The following is a 14344-nucleotide window of genomic DNA, read 5'->3' on the forward strand; positions in this document are numbered from 1 at the left end:
ATTCCTCTACGAACCTGTTACCGCAGCGATTTCATCGCGCATTGTCTGGATGACACTGGCGTAATCATCCGTATTAAAAATAGCTGAACCCGCAACGAACATATCCGCGCCAGCTTCCGCAATTTCACCAATATTTGAAACCTTAACTCCACCGTCGACTTCCAGACGGATATCACGACCGCTCTCTTCTATACGTTTACGCACAGCTCTCAACTTATCCAGAGTTGAAGGAATAAATGACTGCCCTCCAAAGCCCGGATTTACTGACATCAGCAAAATCACATCGACTTTATCCATTACATGATCAAGGTAGTGCAGCGGCGTCGCAGGGTTTAGAACCAACCCAGCCTGACAACCACTTTCATGGATGAGCTGCAAAGTCCTATCAACGTGATCGGAAGCTTCTGGGTGGAAAGTAATAATGGAAGCACCGGCTTCTGCAAAGTCAGGAATAATCCGATCAACAGGCTTCACCATCAAATGTACGTCGATGGGCGCTTTGATACCGTAGTCTCTCAGCGCTTTACAAACCATAGGCCCGATAGTCAGGTTAGGGACATAATGATTATCCATAACGTCAAAATGTACAACATCGGCACCTGCACTTAATACCGCATCTACCTCTTCACCTAAACGGGCGAAGTCTGCCGACAGTATAGATGGCGCAATTAGTGGTTTCATCGTTCGTTTTCCCGACCTTGATTAAAAAAGAGCGTTATTGTAGCAGTTAACCCCGGACAAAAAAATTCGCATCGATGACTAGAATTTTTACAAAATCGCTGATAAATTGGTCAATCTAGATTTTGGAGAGGCTTTATGCGACTACTCACAATGATTACTTCACTGGCATTAGCTGCGTTTACCGCATTTGCTTTGGTGAGCCCGTCGTCTCTTATGGCCCAACAAAATGCTACCCAAAAATGCCAACAACTTATGACTGAATCCGAACAAAACAGTAATTCAACTCAGTGCCAATTAGCAGCAGAGCAAGTTACCTGGTTTAGTTGGTTAACCGGTGACAGTCGTTCGGTACAGTTCCACTTTTTCGATTTGGTTGAGTTAATCTCAAGCTCAAGCGATAGCAGCAAAAAACGTTACCAAAACGAATACACCGATTAATGTCAGATTCTTCCGATAACAAAGCACCTAAGCTCGGCATTGTCAGTATGGTTGTAAGTGTCCTGGCTGCGTTTCTGGGTGTGCAAACTGAAAAAAACCGCCAACGCGACTTCCAGCACGGAAGCCCCAAAGCCTACATAATCATTGGCGTTATTCTTACCATTTTGTTTGTACTTGGTTTAGTTGGCCTCGTTAATATTGTGATGGCGAACGTAGCCTGACGTAAATAACACCAGGCTACGGCATGACACTTCATTTACGCAGCTTTAATGCCGCTATGTCTTAGCAACGGCTCGACGCTGGGTTCGCGACCACGAAATTCCTGAAATAAGTCAGCAGCTTTACGACTGCCGCCGCGCTCCAGAATAACTTGCAGGAAGTCGCGCCCGGTTGCGGCACTGAAAATGCCTTCTTCTTCAAAGCGTGCGAATGCATCTGACGACAATACTTCCGCCCATTTGTAGCTGTAGTACCCCGCAGCATAACCACCGGCAAAGATATGACCAAAGCTGTGCTGGAACCGATTGTACTCCGGCGGAATACGTACAGAGGTCTGCTCGCGAACTTCACTCAAAATTTCGCTAATATGCGCGCCTTTGCTTTCATCAAACTCGTGGTGAATGCGCATATCAAACAGCGAAAACTCTAACTGACGCATCATTTGCATCGCCGACTGGTAGTTACGTGCCGCCAGCATTTTATCCAGCAGTTCCTGTGGTAATGGTTCGCCGGTTTCATAATGACCAGAAATAAGCGCCAGTGCCTCCGGCTCCCAACACCAGTTCTCTAAAAACTGACTTGGCAGCTCTACGGCATCCCATTCAACACCGTTAATACCAGAAAGCCCTGCCGTATCGACCTGTGTCAGCATATGGTGTAGACCATGGCCAAACTCGTGGAATAACGTCAGTACTTCGTCGTGAGTAAAGAGCGCAGGCTTACCACCCACTGGTTTACTGAAGTTACAGGTTAAAAACGCCACAGGGTTTTGTAGCTCACCGTCGGCATGAACCCGACGCCCAACAAAGTCCGCCATCCAGGCGCCGCCGCGTTTACCCTGGCGGGCATACAAGTCTAAATAAAAGCTGCCACGCAAGTGACCATCGGCGTCATGAATGCGGAAAAAGCGCACATTCTCATGCCAGGTTTTCACGTCTTTCTGCTCACTCACCGTCATGCCGAACAAGCGCTTAACCACTTCAAACAGACCATTTAACACTTGTTGTTCCGGGAAGTACGGGCGCAGTAACTCATCGGAAATGGAGTAGCGTTGTTGCTTCAGTTGCTCACTGAAATACGGCACGTCCCAGGCTTCCATTTTCTCAACGCCCTGCTCTTTGGCAAAGGCTTCCACCTCAGCGTATTCTTCTTTTGCCTGCGACATCGACTTGTCAGCTAAGTCTTTCACAAAGCCCAATACCTGCTCTGGTGACTCTGCCATTTTTGTTGCTAGCGACATTTCGGCGTAGTCATTAAAGCCAAGCAACTTAGCCATTTCATGGCGCAAAGCCAGGGTCTCATCCATCACTGCCGAGTTATCGAACTTACCACCGTTAGGCCCAGTTTCTGACGCTCGGGTTACAAATGCCTGATACATGTCCTTGCGAAGCTCCCGGTCTTCGGCATACAGCATCACTGGCAAGTAACTGGGGATATCCAGGGTAAATAACCAACCTTCTTTTTCCTGATCGGCCGCTGTTTCTTTCGCCGCTTCTTTAATGCTGTCAGGCAGTCCGGCTAAGCGACTTTCGTCCGTAATTAAGCAAGTCCAGGCGTGAGTCGCATCCAGCAAGTTGTTGCTGAACGTCGACGACAAGTCAGATAGGCGAGAAGAAATTTCAGCGTAGCGTTTCTTTTTGTCCGCGGGTAAATCGACACCCGACAAACGAAAGTCACGTAAGGTATCGTTAATGAGCTTCTGCTGAGCTTCGGTCAGTTCGGCAAATTCATCACTGTTACGCAGCGTTTCGTAGGCATCAAACAAGCCTTTGTGCTGACCAACATAAGTTGCATAGTCAGACAGCAACGGCAGGCAGCTGTCATGGGCTTCACGCAACTCAGGCGTGCTGACAACCGAGTTTAAATGCGACACCGGCGCCCACACGTGCTCTAACTTTTCATCAGCGTCGGTTAAAGGCTCAATTAAGCCGTTCCAGCTGAAATCTCCTCTCGCAAGCACGTCATCAATCGTCTGCCGGGCATGCTCTATGCACTCTTTCAAAGCTGGCTGAATGTGCTCAGGTTTAATTTGCTCAAAGTCAGGAAGCTGGCTCTTTTCTAATAACGGATTACGGCTCATTGTTACCTCAATTTTTTCAAAATGCTTACAGTGGATATTGGGGCTTTAGGCTAGTCTTCAACCACGCTTATGTGGTTTCCTGCGTTTTTTACGGTATTATCAAATCGTTAATAAATCAGAATAAAGGTAAATGTCATGTCTGACACCTCTTTTCGCTCTTTGCGTTTAATGGCAGCAGTTACGGCCATTATCACCTTAAGTGCCTGTAGTAACCTGGGTAGTACACAACCAGACGATGAATCTAAACCGGCTGAAGTTACCGGCACTAACCAGCTAACACCTGAAAAGATCTTTGCCAGCGACATCTTTAGCATTGATCGCCCCGCCCCTACGCGTTGGCTGGAAGACGGCTCAGGTTACACCACCCTGGAACAATCTGATTCAGCCGATGGTCGCGATATTGTGCGCTATCATCCGGAGACTAACGAACGCACTGTGTTAGTCAGCGCCGAACAGCTTACGCCACAGGGTAGAGATAAAGCACTGCATATTGCTGACTACGTCTGGTCCGACGATGGCGACAAAGTATTAATTTTCACCAATACAAAACGCTCATGGCGTACTCACACTTTAGGCGATTACTGGGTACTAGACCGCAGCAACAACGAACTGCGAAAGCTCGGCGGTAATGCTCCCGAGTCGACCCTTCAGTTTGCCAAGTTTAACCCGCAGGGCACCAAAGTCGCCTATGTGATGCAGAACAACATTTACGTGCAGAACCTTCACAGCTTTACAATTAATGCCCTGACCAGTGACGGTAACGAAACCATTGTAAACGGCACCTTTGACTGGGTGAATGAAGAGGAATTCTTCCTGCGTGACGGTTTCCGCTGGAGCCCCAATGGCAAGCACATTGCTTATTGGCAGCTGGACACAGAGGGTACGCCGGTATTCACCATGATTAATAACACCGACGAGCTGTACCCTACGCTTAAAGAATTTCCTTACCCGAAAGTGGGTGAAACCAACGCTGCCATGCGCATTGGCGTTATGCCAGCCAGCGGCGGTAAAACTCAGTGGATGGATATTCCAGGTGATCCGCGTCAACATTACCTGGTGCGTATGAACTGGGCCGGGAACAGCGAGCAGCTGTTAATTCAGCAACTGACTCGCAAACAACACATTAACCGCGCCTTTATCAGCGATATTGAAACCGGTCGTAGTCAGGAGCTGTTACGCGAAAGCACCGACTCGTGGGCCGAGTATGTAGACGACATTCACTTTTTAAATGATGGTCGCGAATTTACCTGGCTAAGCGAGCGCAGTGGTTACCGCCATATTTACCGTGTGCAACGCGACTCGGGCAGAACCACCGCCGTTACCCGCGGTAACTGGGACGTTGTTGAAGTGCTGCGTGTCAACGAAGATAACGGTTGGGTCTACTTTATTGCGTCACCTGAAACACCGTTAGAGCGTTATTTGTTCCGCGCCAGCCTAGACGGCAGTGGTCGCTTAGAACGTCTGACGCCAGATATGGAAGGTACTCACAGCTACAGTATTTCGCAAGACGCCAAATACGCAGAGCACACCTTTCACTCTGTGAATCAGGTGCCTGTAACCAAGATGATTTCTTTGCCAGACCATAAGGTTATTCGTACGGTCGTCGATAACACTGACGCCCAAAAAGCGGTTGAAAACGTCGAGAAACAACCGGTTGAGTTTTTCCGTGTTGAGGCGCGCGACGGCCTTGAACTGGATGGCTACATCATGAAGCCAACCGACTTTGACCCGAGCAAAGAATATCCTATTTTGTTCTACGTTTACGGCGAACCCTGGGGGCAGACTGTGGCCAATAAATGGGGTGGCTCGTTGTATTTGTGGCACACCATGCTGACACAGCAGGGTTATATTGTTGCCTCCATTGATAACCGAGGCACTAAGTCACCACGCGGCTTTGACTGGCGCCGTTCTATCTACAAAAACCTGGGCGTTGTCACCGTACGCGACCAGTACGACGCGCTGCAACAAATGCTGGAACGCTGGGACTTTATTGATGAAAGCCGTGTTGGTATTTGGGGACACAGCGGCGGTGGTTCACAAACCCTGAATGCGCTGTTCCGTTATCCGGACGCCTACAACATGGGTATGGCGCTGGCACCAGTACCCGACTTAACCTTGTACGACACCATTTATCAGGAGCGTTACTCCGGGTTATTGCCGGAATCAGCCGAGCGCTATAAAGAAACCTCAGCGATTACTCATGCTGAGAACCTGAAAGGCGACTTATTGTTAGTACATGGCACCGGCGACGATAACGTTCACTTCCAGGGCAGTGAGCGCTTAGTTAACGAACTGATTAAACACGGTAAGCAATTTGAATTTTTTGCTTACCCGAACCGCTCACATGGTATTTACGAGGGTGAAGGCACCACTTTGCACCTGCGCACCATGATGACCGAGTTCGTCAAAGAAAACTTACCGGCAGGTGGTCGTTAAGAGCAGTGCTGTAAACTGATCTTTCGATTGCCACTATCGGTATTAAAAGCATGACAACCCCGTGTCTTTATTTGCAAGATACGGGGTTTTTATTCAAGATATGCGCAGTTTTTGAATTAAGCACAGGAGTTAAGCAGTATGAGCAGACATTATGACTATCTGGCGATAGGTGCCGGCAGTGGCGGTATTGCCTCAGCCAACCGTGCCGCCATTCGTGGTGCAAAGGCCGCCGTTATTGAAGCAAAATTTGTTGGCGGTACCTGCGTAAACGTGGGTTGTGTACCTAAGAAAGTCATGTGGTATGGCGCTCATATTGCAGAAGCTATCAAATATTCGCCGTCCTATGGCTTTGACCTTGAACAAAAAGGTTTTGACTGGGCAACCATGGTGCATAACCGTGAAGCCTACATTGAACGCATTCATGGCGGTTACCACCGTGGCTTCCAAAGCAACGGCGTTGAATTTATTGAAGGCTTCGCCAAGTTTATCGACCACAAAACCGTTGAAGTCAACGGTGAAGAAATTACTGCGGACCATATTACCATTGCCACCGGCGGACGCCCGATGATCCCTGAAATTCCGGGCGCTGAACATGGTATCGACTCTGACGGCTTTTTCGCATTAACAGAGCAACCTAAAAAAGCTGCTGTCGTTGGCGCTGGCTATATTGCCGTTGAAATTGCCGGTGTGTTCCACGCGTTAGGAACGGACACACACTTACTGGTACGTCGTGATAGACCACTGCGCACCTTCGATAAAGACATTACTGATGGTTTGCTGGAACGCATGAAGCAGGATGGTCCTGAACTTCATACAGAAACCACCGTTCGTGAAGTGGTTAAGCAGGACGATGGTACCTTAACGCTGCACTTTGAAGGCGGTAAAACCATGGACGGCGTGGACTGTCTGGTATGGGCCATAGGCCGCGTGCCGTCCACGGACAACATCAACCTGGAATGCACCGGTGTTGAACTGGATAACGAAGGCTACATTAATGTCGATAAGTTCCAGAATACCAACGTACAAGGCATTTACGCTGTTGGTGATAATACCGGCGCGGCCGCACTCACACCGGTTGCTATCAAAGCCGGACGATTGCTCGCAGAACGCTTGTTTAACAACATGCCGAACGCGCATATGGACTTTGAAAACATTCCAACCGTTGTATTCAGCCATCCAACCATTGGTACTGTTGGCCTGAGCGAAGAAGACGCGAAGCTGAAATTCGGTGAAGAGAATATTAGCGTTTATAAGTCATCTTTTGCGGCTATGTACAATGCCGTCACACCACACCGTGCGCTCAGCTACTTTAAGCTGGTTTGCCACGGCAAAGAAGAAAAAGTAGTTGGTATTCACGGTATTGGCGAAGGCATGGATGAGATCTTACAAGGCTTCGCCGTTGCCCTGAAAATGGGGGCGACAAAAGCTGATTTAGACTCGACTGTGGCGCTGCACCCTACTAGCGCTGAGGAGTTCGTCACGCTCCGCTAGCCTGCGACTCTAAGCCCTCTGAATGAATCAGGGGGCTTTCCAACCGGCGGCTATTATTGCCATACCGGTTAAAGTAAAAGCAGCACCCACAGCATCGTACATAGACAGCGACGCCCCTTCCACAGCCTTTAACCAGAGCAGTGCAGTAACCACATACACACCTCCATAAGCTGCATAAACGCGACCACTTTCCGCCGGATGCAAAGTAAGAAGCCAGGCAAACAGCGCCAAACTAATTGCCGCAGGTATCAATAACCATGCGCTTCCATCTTTTTTCAACCACAGGTAAGGTAAGTAGCAGCCTATAATTTCAGCAATAGCGGTTATAAAAAACAGTCCGAGCGTTTTGGCTATTAATAAAAGGGACATATTCAAAACCTTAATTTAGCGGGAGAATGACATTATGCAGTCTACTATAAGTGAGCTAACTCTTCGGGGCTCACTATTTTTGAGTTTTCTGTTAGCAACTATTGCCTCACCTTTAAGCTTCGCAGAGGACAAGAATAGACTGCAACAGTCATGCACCTATAACGAAAAAGCAATGATGGAACTGTCTCCTCGCGAGTTTGATCAGAACTTTGAAAACGGTTGGCGAGTAGTTGCTAAAAATAATGACTGCCTTGAAGTCGCAGCCAATCTCATCCGTACCTACTATACAACCAATGAAGTTTCTGCTGGCGCTAAGAGAACCTTTGTTTGGCACGAAGGGCAACTTCGAGCGGAAATAGGGCAATACCGCCAAGCTATTCAACTTATGGAACAAGCTGAGAAACCAGTACAAAGGGATATTTCAGGCTGGAATCATTATGTCGCCGCGACCATTGCTTTTTTGCAGTCAGACATGGAAAAACTAAGAATACACCGAGAAAAACTCGCTGCGGTTCCGAAGCCGGAAAACTTTAATCCGAAAGACGCTGACGGAAACCCTATCGAAATAGACTGGCCACTTAACTTAAATATTGTGGATAAGTTTATCAGTTGTTTCGGCCAGACTTATGCTGAAGTTTACAGTGGATGCACACAAGAGAAACAACCTTAAACGAAAAGCTTTATGCATTATTTACTGCAGTACCAGATCTCTGATGACTATCTGGAAAAAAGAGCGGCTAAGCCGCTCAACATCTACATATCATCCGGAATATCAGGTTCTACAAGCTGTGCTAATTGGCTTAATGTCTCCTGCCAGCCTAGATAGCAAGCTTCACTGGGAATTACGCTCGGAATACCCTCCTGAACAACGTTTAAGTCAGTTCCGCATGACACACTGTTAAGTTCAACCGTGGTTATCATAGTGCCTGACAGATCCGGGGCATCAAACTTATCGGTATAGCGCAGCTTTTTATTCGGCACTAACTCGAGATACTCACCACCAAACGCATGGCTACTCCCCGTAGAAAAGTTCGTAAATGACATTTTGTAAGTGCCACCAACACGAGCGTCTAGTCTCTCAATATTTGCCGTGAAGCCGTGTGGTGGTAGCCATTTGGCCAGAGCATCAGAATTTAAAAACGCTTTATAAATGCGCTCCGCCGGTGCCTTAATAACTCGATGTAAGCGAATCGTATTCGACATAGCTTTCCTCCATTAAATAAATGAGTAGATGGCTTCAACTAATCGAATAGGTGATTTGAATTTCGACAGCAATTTTGAAATGGATAACATGGGTTGTTAGTAGTTAATGATCATAAACTCACAACCAACAGGCAACACTTTGTTTTCACTCTTTGTCACCACCAGTTTATCTGCTGTTTTCATACCGACATAAGTTTTTACCTCAACCTGCGAAAACTTAAATGTCACAGGCTCTTTCATATCCTCAAAGTTGGCGTATACAGTATCCGGCAATACCGACTGATAACTTCCCGTATAAGAAGTAATTTCTTCATCTTCAATATCCAGGCTCATTTCTGTTTTATCTTTAAACTCAAGGATCATCCGTTGACCATTGCAAGTTTCCTCGCTACCGCGCAGTACCGGAGGAAGAACTAACTCTTCAGCATCTCCTCTTATATAAAGCCCGACATTACGCCCTTTGTAATAATGCTTTTGCTGATAAAACTTCTGATAAGTGACTGGAGGGTAATCTTTCTTACGAATAACTTGCTCGAGCTTATCGAAAAACTCTAGGTTCTCATTCGCGGGGTTGGTAGCAACAACAACACTCGGGAATTCCTCCGGAACCCTGACACCAGAGGTTGTTTTTACGGTAAACCCACTTTCAGATAATGCCTTTACAAGCTCTTGCTTGTCCTTCTCTGGTAACCTTTCAGTTGTTAAAAACACTGTCGGAGAAGCACATCCGGTTATTACCAGCAAAGCCAGTGATGAGACCAATCGTTTCACTTTTAAACATCCTTGTCTTTTCATTAATAAAATGACTCTCACAATCTGTTACAAATTAGTCAACAAATAATTAACAGGGCCGCTTCAATTACACCATTACTCCTAGGTATGATGTTGCTATAACTTGTTAAAGGAAAATATTGTATGAAAAAGTTACTACTTGCGAGCGCTATTAGCTCCGCCTTATTAGCCGCAGGCTGCAGTCAACCAGCGACCGAAACCAGCACACAGCAAAGTGCTATTGCCGGGGAAGTTATTAAAAGCCCTAACGATCAGCGTGAGTATCGTGTATTAACTCTGGATAACAATATTGAAATTATGTTGGTGTCTGATCCTAATACGGATAAGTCTGCCGCATCGTTAAGTGTTGGTGTTGGCTTACTGCAGGACCCTGAAACACAACAGGGCATGGCGCACTATCTGGAGCATATGCTGTTCCTGGGCACCGAGAAATACCCGGACACTAATGGCTACAGCGAATTTATGAGTAATAACGGTGGTAGTCAGAATGCTTACACCTGGCTGGATATCACCAACTACATGTTTAAAGTCAATAACGATGCCTACAATGAGGGCCTGGATCGCTTCTCGGACTTTTTCAAAGCTCCTAAGTTGTATCCAGAGTATGTCGACAAAGAACGTAATGCAGTTAATGCCGAGTGGTCTATGCGCCGCGAGATGGACTTTTTTGGTCAGTTCAAACTGGGCCGACTGCTTTTGGGCAAACACCCGTCTAACCGCTTCCTTATCGGTAATCTGGACAGCTTAAGCGACAAAGAAGGCAGCGAGCTTCATCAGGAAACTGTGGATTTTTATAACCGTTTTTATTCTTCTAATATCATGAAAGTTGCCATGATAAGCAACCGTTCGTTAGAAGAAATGGAAGAGCTGGCCCGCAAGCATTTTGCCAGCATTGAAGATGACGGTATTGAAGAGCCTGAGGTTACTGCTCAAATTAACTTCGACGATGTGGGCAAAAAACGCATTCATTATGTGCCGAATGAAGATGTTAAACAGCTGAAACTTGAGTTCATTATTAACGACAACCAAGACCAGTTCGCGGTTAAACCAAACCGCTATGTCAGCTATTTGCTTGGCTCTGAAATGCCGGGCACACCAGCACAACAACTGAAAGATGCCGGTCTTATTGCCAATTTAAACGCATCGGCACAGCCTACTTTCTACGGCAACTACGGCGTTCTGGCAATTGACGTTGAGCTAACCAATGCGGGTATGAAGCAGCGTGAAGAAATTGTTGCTCTCATTATGAAGTACATTGATAAAGTTCGTGCTGAAGGCGTTGATGAAAAATACTTTAACGAAATTAAAACCAGCCTGAGCAATCGCTTCCGTTTCTTAGAAAAAGGTGACGAATTCAGTTACGTTTCTAACTTGGCTGAAGCCATGCAAAATTTCCCGGCTGAATACGCTATCAGTGCACCTTACGAGTATCAGGAGTTTGACCCTGAAGCCATACGCTCTGTTTTGTCTCAGCTAACTCCGGAGCATTTGCGTGTTTGGTACATCAGCCAGGATGAACCGCACGACAGTCAACTCGACTTTTACGAAGGTAAGTACAAAGTTGTGGATATACCGCAAGAAGAAATCGCAAGCTGGGACCAGGAGCCCAAAATGGCAATTAACCTGCCTAAGGTAAATACACTTTTACCCGAAAACTTTGCCATTAAACAGAACGATGCTTTTGACAGACCTCAGGTGGTTATTGAAGACGATGGTATTCAGGTGTGGCAGTACCCAAGTCAACTATACAGCGATCAACCTCGGGGTGTATTCAACATTCAAATCAATAATGCGGCCCCGCTTGAAAGTGCAAAAGCGAATGTTTTAACCGCTTTGTGGCGCGACTTATACAATATGAATATTAGCGCGCTTGATACCGAAGCAAATATTGCCGGAATGAACATCAGTCTAAGCGACAGCACCGGCCTCACGTTGACGGTGTCAGGTTTCACCGATAAGCAGCCTCAACTGCTGGAAAGGGCGATTAACAACCTGAGTTTTACAGTTGAACAGCAAGCTTTTAAACAAGCAGTTGACCGCTATATTAGAGAGCTTAACAACAAGGGGCAGCAATTCCCTATTTACCAAAGCTTCGATGCTTACGGGCAGTTGATCCGCGAAGGTGGGTTTAATCAGGAAGAGTTAGTTGAAACAGCAGGTTCTGTAAGTGCAGAAGACTTATCGAACTACATGAATACCATGCTGAGTAATAATGCTATTCGCATTTTCGCTTTTGGTAACTACGACGAAGCAGGGCTTAATGAGTCGGTTAAACGCATCAAGGACAGCTTACCGAAGAATCGGGAAGTAACAGACTTTGAGCAGGCTCAGTTCTGGGAACCTCAACCAGAGCAATCTATTGTGCTGCGCCGTGACTTAGAGGTCGCTGATGTTGCACTGGTTGATGCACACATTCATCCACAGCCTGGTTTTGAGTCGTTAGCTGCCGGTACGGTATTACAAAGTCACTTCCGTACCGTTGCTTTCGATACGCTGCGTACAGAAGAGCAGTTAGCCTACGCAGTTGGCGCCTTTGCCCCAAGCTTAGACCATTACGCCGGCTTTGGGTTATACATCCAAACTCCGGTGAAAAATGTTGCCGATATGCAGGAACGCTTTGACAGCTTCAAGAAAGAATACTGGGAAGACCTGCAGGGTATGACTGAGGAAGAGTTCAATCAACTTAAGCAAAGCACGCTCATTACCTTGAACGAGACACCAAAGAACCTTAACGAGGAGGTGTCTCCGCTTCTGGCCGATTTGAGACTGCAGCGCTTTGAGTTTGATAGCAAAGAGCAACTGATCAAGGCTGTTGAGGGTGTCACATTGGAAAACGCAAAAGCCTTCTATCAGGAAACTCTGTTAAACCCGGATGCTGCTCGTATTTCGGTACAACTACGCGGCACTAAATTTGCTGATGAACCATACGCAGATTTACCGAATCAAACGGTAATTTCTGACCTGGCGGAATTCCAGCAGGAGATGAAAAAGCAGTAATTAACCAATGAGGCAATAAAATGAAGACCTTTATTAAGTGGTTTATTTACTCAACTATTATGGTGGCAGCTTTCTGCCACCATGCTTTACAAGCTAAAGAGTATCAGGAGGAACTGGAAGGCGTATGGCGCGGAGAGCTTGTCCTTCAAGAGGGTGTTAGCATTACGCTTGGTATTAATGTCGATAACGGCCAGCTAACTCTCGATAGCCCGAACCAGGACATGTTTGACCACCAACCCACGAAGTTTTCAGTTAAGGGTAATAAGATAGAGTTCACCGATACAAGCCTTAGGGCCAGTTATCAGGGTGCTCTGAATGATGGTCAGTTAGAGGGCACATTCACACAAGGTAAAGAACGCAGTATTACCATGCATAAGCTAACTCAGGAAGACAAAGCCCGCCTTACCTACGAAGCAACCTACAAAGGTGACTTGCCCGTCAGTGAAAACTCGAGTTTACCCTTACAAGTGAATATTGCCGTTGTGCACGACGGGTATATTGCGACTTTAGACAGTCCGGCTCAGCAAAGCTTTGGTATACCTTTGACTGACGTTCATATTGATAACAACACACTCAGCTTTAAGTCGCCGATGATTCAGGCGAGCTTTAACGGGAAAAAGACAACAGAAGGCTACGAAGGAACTTTCAAACAGGGGCAGGAATTTCCTCTCACCTTCAAAAAAGCCGGTTCGGATGAGAAACAGGCCAGCACCCCGACACCCGAGTTGGGCGAGCACGGTGCAGCGGTTGCCATCATTGACCAAGATGAAGTCAAAACGCAGTTTTATGGCGAGCATGACCATAATACACAATACGAAATTGGCTCGGTCACAAAAACCATGGTGGCTTATTTGCTGGCCCATGCAGTAGTTAATGAGTCTACAACCCTTGATACCCCGGTCAACGAGTTTTGGCCGCAAGCACCCGATACAGTGACTCTGGGACAGCTTGCCACACACCACAGCGGGCTGCCCCGACTTCCTGAAAATTTATTAAGTAAGGCCGACCAGACAGACCCTTACGCTCATTATGGTCAGTCAGAATTGGAAAGTGCCTTGGCTGAGGTAGAGCCCGGTGCCAACAATTACGAATATTCCAACTTCGGGTATGGCTTACTGGCAGAGTCACTCGCTAAGAGTGCAGAAAAAGCTTTTCCTGAGCTGTTAAATGACGTTGTGTTTGAACCTTTCAGTATGCCGGATACTTATGTGGCAACCCGTAAAGAAAATACTTCAGGCTCCCTGTCAAAAGGACATAATGTCTTGGGCGACGTAGTACCTCACTGGCACTTTCAATCTCTGGCCGGCGCCGGAGCTGTCGTTTCTACACTGAATGATATGGCCAACTACACCAGAGCAATCATGCGAAAAAGTGCAGAAGGCGATACCACTGTCGAGCAGTTACTTGCCCCACAAAAAAACATTGAAGGCTGCTGCCAGCAGGCTTTAGCCTGGCTTATTAGCGAAGACGAAAACGGTAAAGCCTACGCCTGGCACAACGGACAAACAGCCGGGTTCAGCAGTTTTGTTGGCTTTTACCTCGATGGCTCAAGGGCTGTCGTTATGCTAAACGCACAATCGATACCGGTAAATGATGAAGCCATTAAACGACTGACCCAGAATGCAGGAGGCCAATAAG

12 protein-coding genes are annotated in these 14344 nt (G+C 46.9%); 7 read left to right on the forward strand and 5 right to left on the reverse strand.

From position 1 onward, the window contains the following. Positions 1-6: 6 nt before the first annotated feature. Positions 7-681 (reverse strand): ribulose-phosphate 3-epimerase, encoded by a 675-nt coding sequence (gene rpe / locus K5X84_RS11045; RefSeq protein WP_054490204.1) that lies wholly within the window; start codon positions 679-681, stop codon positions 7-9. A 135-nt stretch (positions 682-816) separates the two neighbouring features. Between rpe and K5X84_RS11050 the strand changes: the two genes are divergently transcribed. Continuing rightward, a complete protein-coding gene (locus K5X84_RS11050) occupies positions 817-1119 on the forward strand; it encodes a hypothetical protein (RefSeq protein ID WP_054490202.1) in 303 nt (100 codons plus the stop codon). Then, a complete protein-coding gene (locus tag K5X84_RS11055) occupies positions 1119-1340 on the forward strand; it encodes a DUF2970 domain-containing protein (protein WP_054490200.1) in 222 nt (73 codons plus the stop codon). Before K5X84_RS11050 ends, K5X84_RS11055 begins: the two co-directional genes overlap by 1 nt. 35 nt (positions 1341-1375) lie before the next feature. On the opposite strand, the gene prlC is transcribed toward K5X84_RS11055, so the two are convergent. Beyond that, entirely contained in the window at positions 1376-3418 is a 2043-nt protein-coding gene (gene prlC / locus K5X84_RS11060; RefSeq protein WP_054490197.1) for an oligopeptidase A, read from the reverse strand. A gap of 135 nt (positions 3419-3553) precedes the next feature. Here prlC and K5X84_RS11065 point away from each other — a divergent pair, with 135 nt between their 5' ends. Continuing rightward, positions 3554-5854 carry a S9 family peptidase gene (locus K5X84_RS11065; protein ID WP_222235869.1) on the forward strand — a complete coding sequence of 767 codons (2301 nt, stop codon included), beginning with the start codon at positions 3554-3556 and terminating at the stop codon, positions 5852-5854. A 138-nt stretch (positions 5855-5992) separates the two neighbouring features. Beyond that, positions 5993-7345: a glutathione-disulfide reductase gene (gorA, locus tag K5X84_RS11070; protein ID WP_222235870.1), complete on the forward strand. Its 1353-nt coding sequence runs from the start codon at positions 5993-5995 to the stop codon at positions 7343-7345. A 27-nt stretch (positions 7346-7372) separates the two neighbouring features. Here the strand turns inward: gorA and K5X84_RS11075 are convergent, their stop codons facing one another. Continuing rightward, on the reverse strand, positions 7373-7714 hold the full coding sequence (locus tag K5X84_RS11075) for a YnfA family protein (RefSeq protein WP_054490191.1): 342 nt from the start codon (positions 7712-7714) through the stop codon (positions 7373-7375). A gap of 34 nt (positions 7715-7748) precedes the next feature. Here K5X84_RS11075 and K5X84_RS11080 point away from each other — a divergent pair, with 34 nt between their 5' ends. Next, complete coding sequence (locus tag K5X84_RS11080) at positions 7749-8384, forward strand: hypothetical protein (protein WP_054490189.1); 636 nt, start codon at positions 7749-7751, stop codon at positions 8382-8384. Between the two features lie 83 nt (positions 8385-8467). Here K5X84_RS11080 and K5X84_RS11085 read toward each other — a convergent pair whose 3' ends face one another. Then, positions 8468-8917, reverse strand: coding sequence for an SRPBCC family protein (locus K5X84_RS11085; protein ID WP_054490187.1), 450 nt, complete (start codon positions 8915-8917; stop codon positions 8468-8470). Between the two features lie 96 nt (positions 8918-9013). Further along, the gene (locus tag K5X84_RS11090; RefSeq protein WP_222235871.1) at positions 9014-9688 is read right to left on the reverse strand and encodes a hypothetical protein; all 675 of its coding nucleotides are present in this window, start codon (positions 9686-9688) and stop codon (positions 9014-9016) included. 144 nt (positions 9689-9832) lie between these two features. On the opposite strand from K5X84_RS11090, the gene K5X84_RS11095 reads away from it, so the two are divergent. Both K5X84_RS11095 and K5X84_RS11100 read left to right on the forward strand, forming a co-directional pair. After that, entirely contained in the window at positions 9833-12706 is a 2874-nt protein-coding gene (locus K5X84_RS11095) for an insulinase family protein (protein ID WP_222235872.1), read from the forward strand. A gap of 20 nt (positions 12707-12726) precedes the next feature. After that, positions 12727-14343 carry a serine hydrolase domain-containing protein gene (locus tag K5X84_RS11100; protein WP_222235873.1) on the forward strand — a complete coding sequence of 539 codons (1617 nt, stop codon included), beginning with the start codon at positions 12727-12729 and terminating at the stop codon, positions 14341-14343. Position 14344 lies beyond the last annotated feature (1 nt).

It is taken from the genome of Idiomarina abyssalis (assembly GCF_019797805.1).
Taxonomy (GTDB): Bacteria; Pseudomonadota; Gammaproteobacteria; order Enterobacterales; family Alteromonadaceae; genus Idiomarina; species Idiomarina abyssalis.

Bases quoted from the DNA above. Each gene is read 5' to 3' on its own strand.
- gorA (WP_222235870.1), top strand. From the start codon at position 5,993: ATGAGCAGACATTATGACTATCTGGCGATAGGTGCCGGCAGTGGCGGT.
- K5X84_RS11050 (WP_054490202.1), top strand. From the start codon at position 817: ATGCGACTACTCACAATGATTACTTCACTGGCATTAGCTGCGTTTACC.
- K5X84_RS11085 (WP_054490187.1), bottom strand. From the start codon at position 8,917: ATGTCGAATACGATTCGCTTACATCGAGTTATTAAGGCACCGGCGGAG.
- K5X84_RS11065 (WP_222235869.1), top strand. From the start codon at position 3,554: ATGTCTGACACCTCTTTTCGCTCTTTGCGTTTAATGGCAGCAGTTACG.
- prlC (WP_054490197.1), bottom strand. From the start codon at position 3,418: ATGAGCCGTAATCCGTTATTAGAAAAGAGCCAGCTTCCTGACTTTGAG.
- K5X84_RS11055 (WP_054490200.1), top strand. From the start codon at position 1,119: ATGTCAGATTCTTCCGATAACAAAGCACCTAAGCTCGGCATTGTCAGT.
- K5X84_RS11080 (WP_054490189.1), top strand. From the start codon at position 7,749: ATGCAGTCTACTATAAGTGAGCTAACTCTTCGGGGCTCACTATTTTTG.
- K5X84_RS11100 (WP_222235873.1), top strand. From the start codon at position 12,727: ATGAAGACCTTTATTAAGTGGTTTATTTACTCAACTATTATGGTGGCA.
- K5X84_RS11095 (WP_222235872.1), top strand. From the start codon at position 9,833: ATGAAAAAGTTACTACTTGCGAGCGCTATTAGCTCCGCCTTATTAGCC.
- rpe (WP_054490204.1), bottom strand. From the start codon at position 681: ATGAAACCACTAATTGCGCCATCTATACTGTCGGCAGACTTCGCCCGT.
- K5X84_RS11075 (WP_054490191.1), bottom strand. From the start codon at position 7,714: ATGTCCCTTTTATTAATAGCCAAAACGCTCGGACTGTTTTTTATAACC.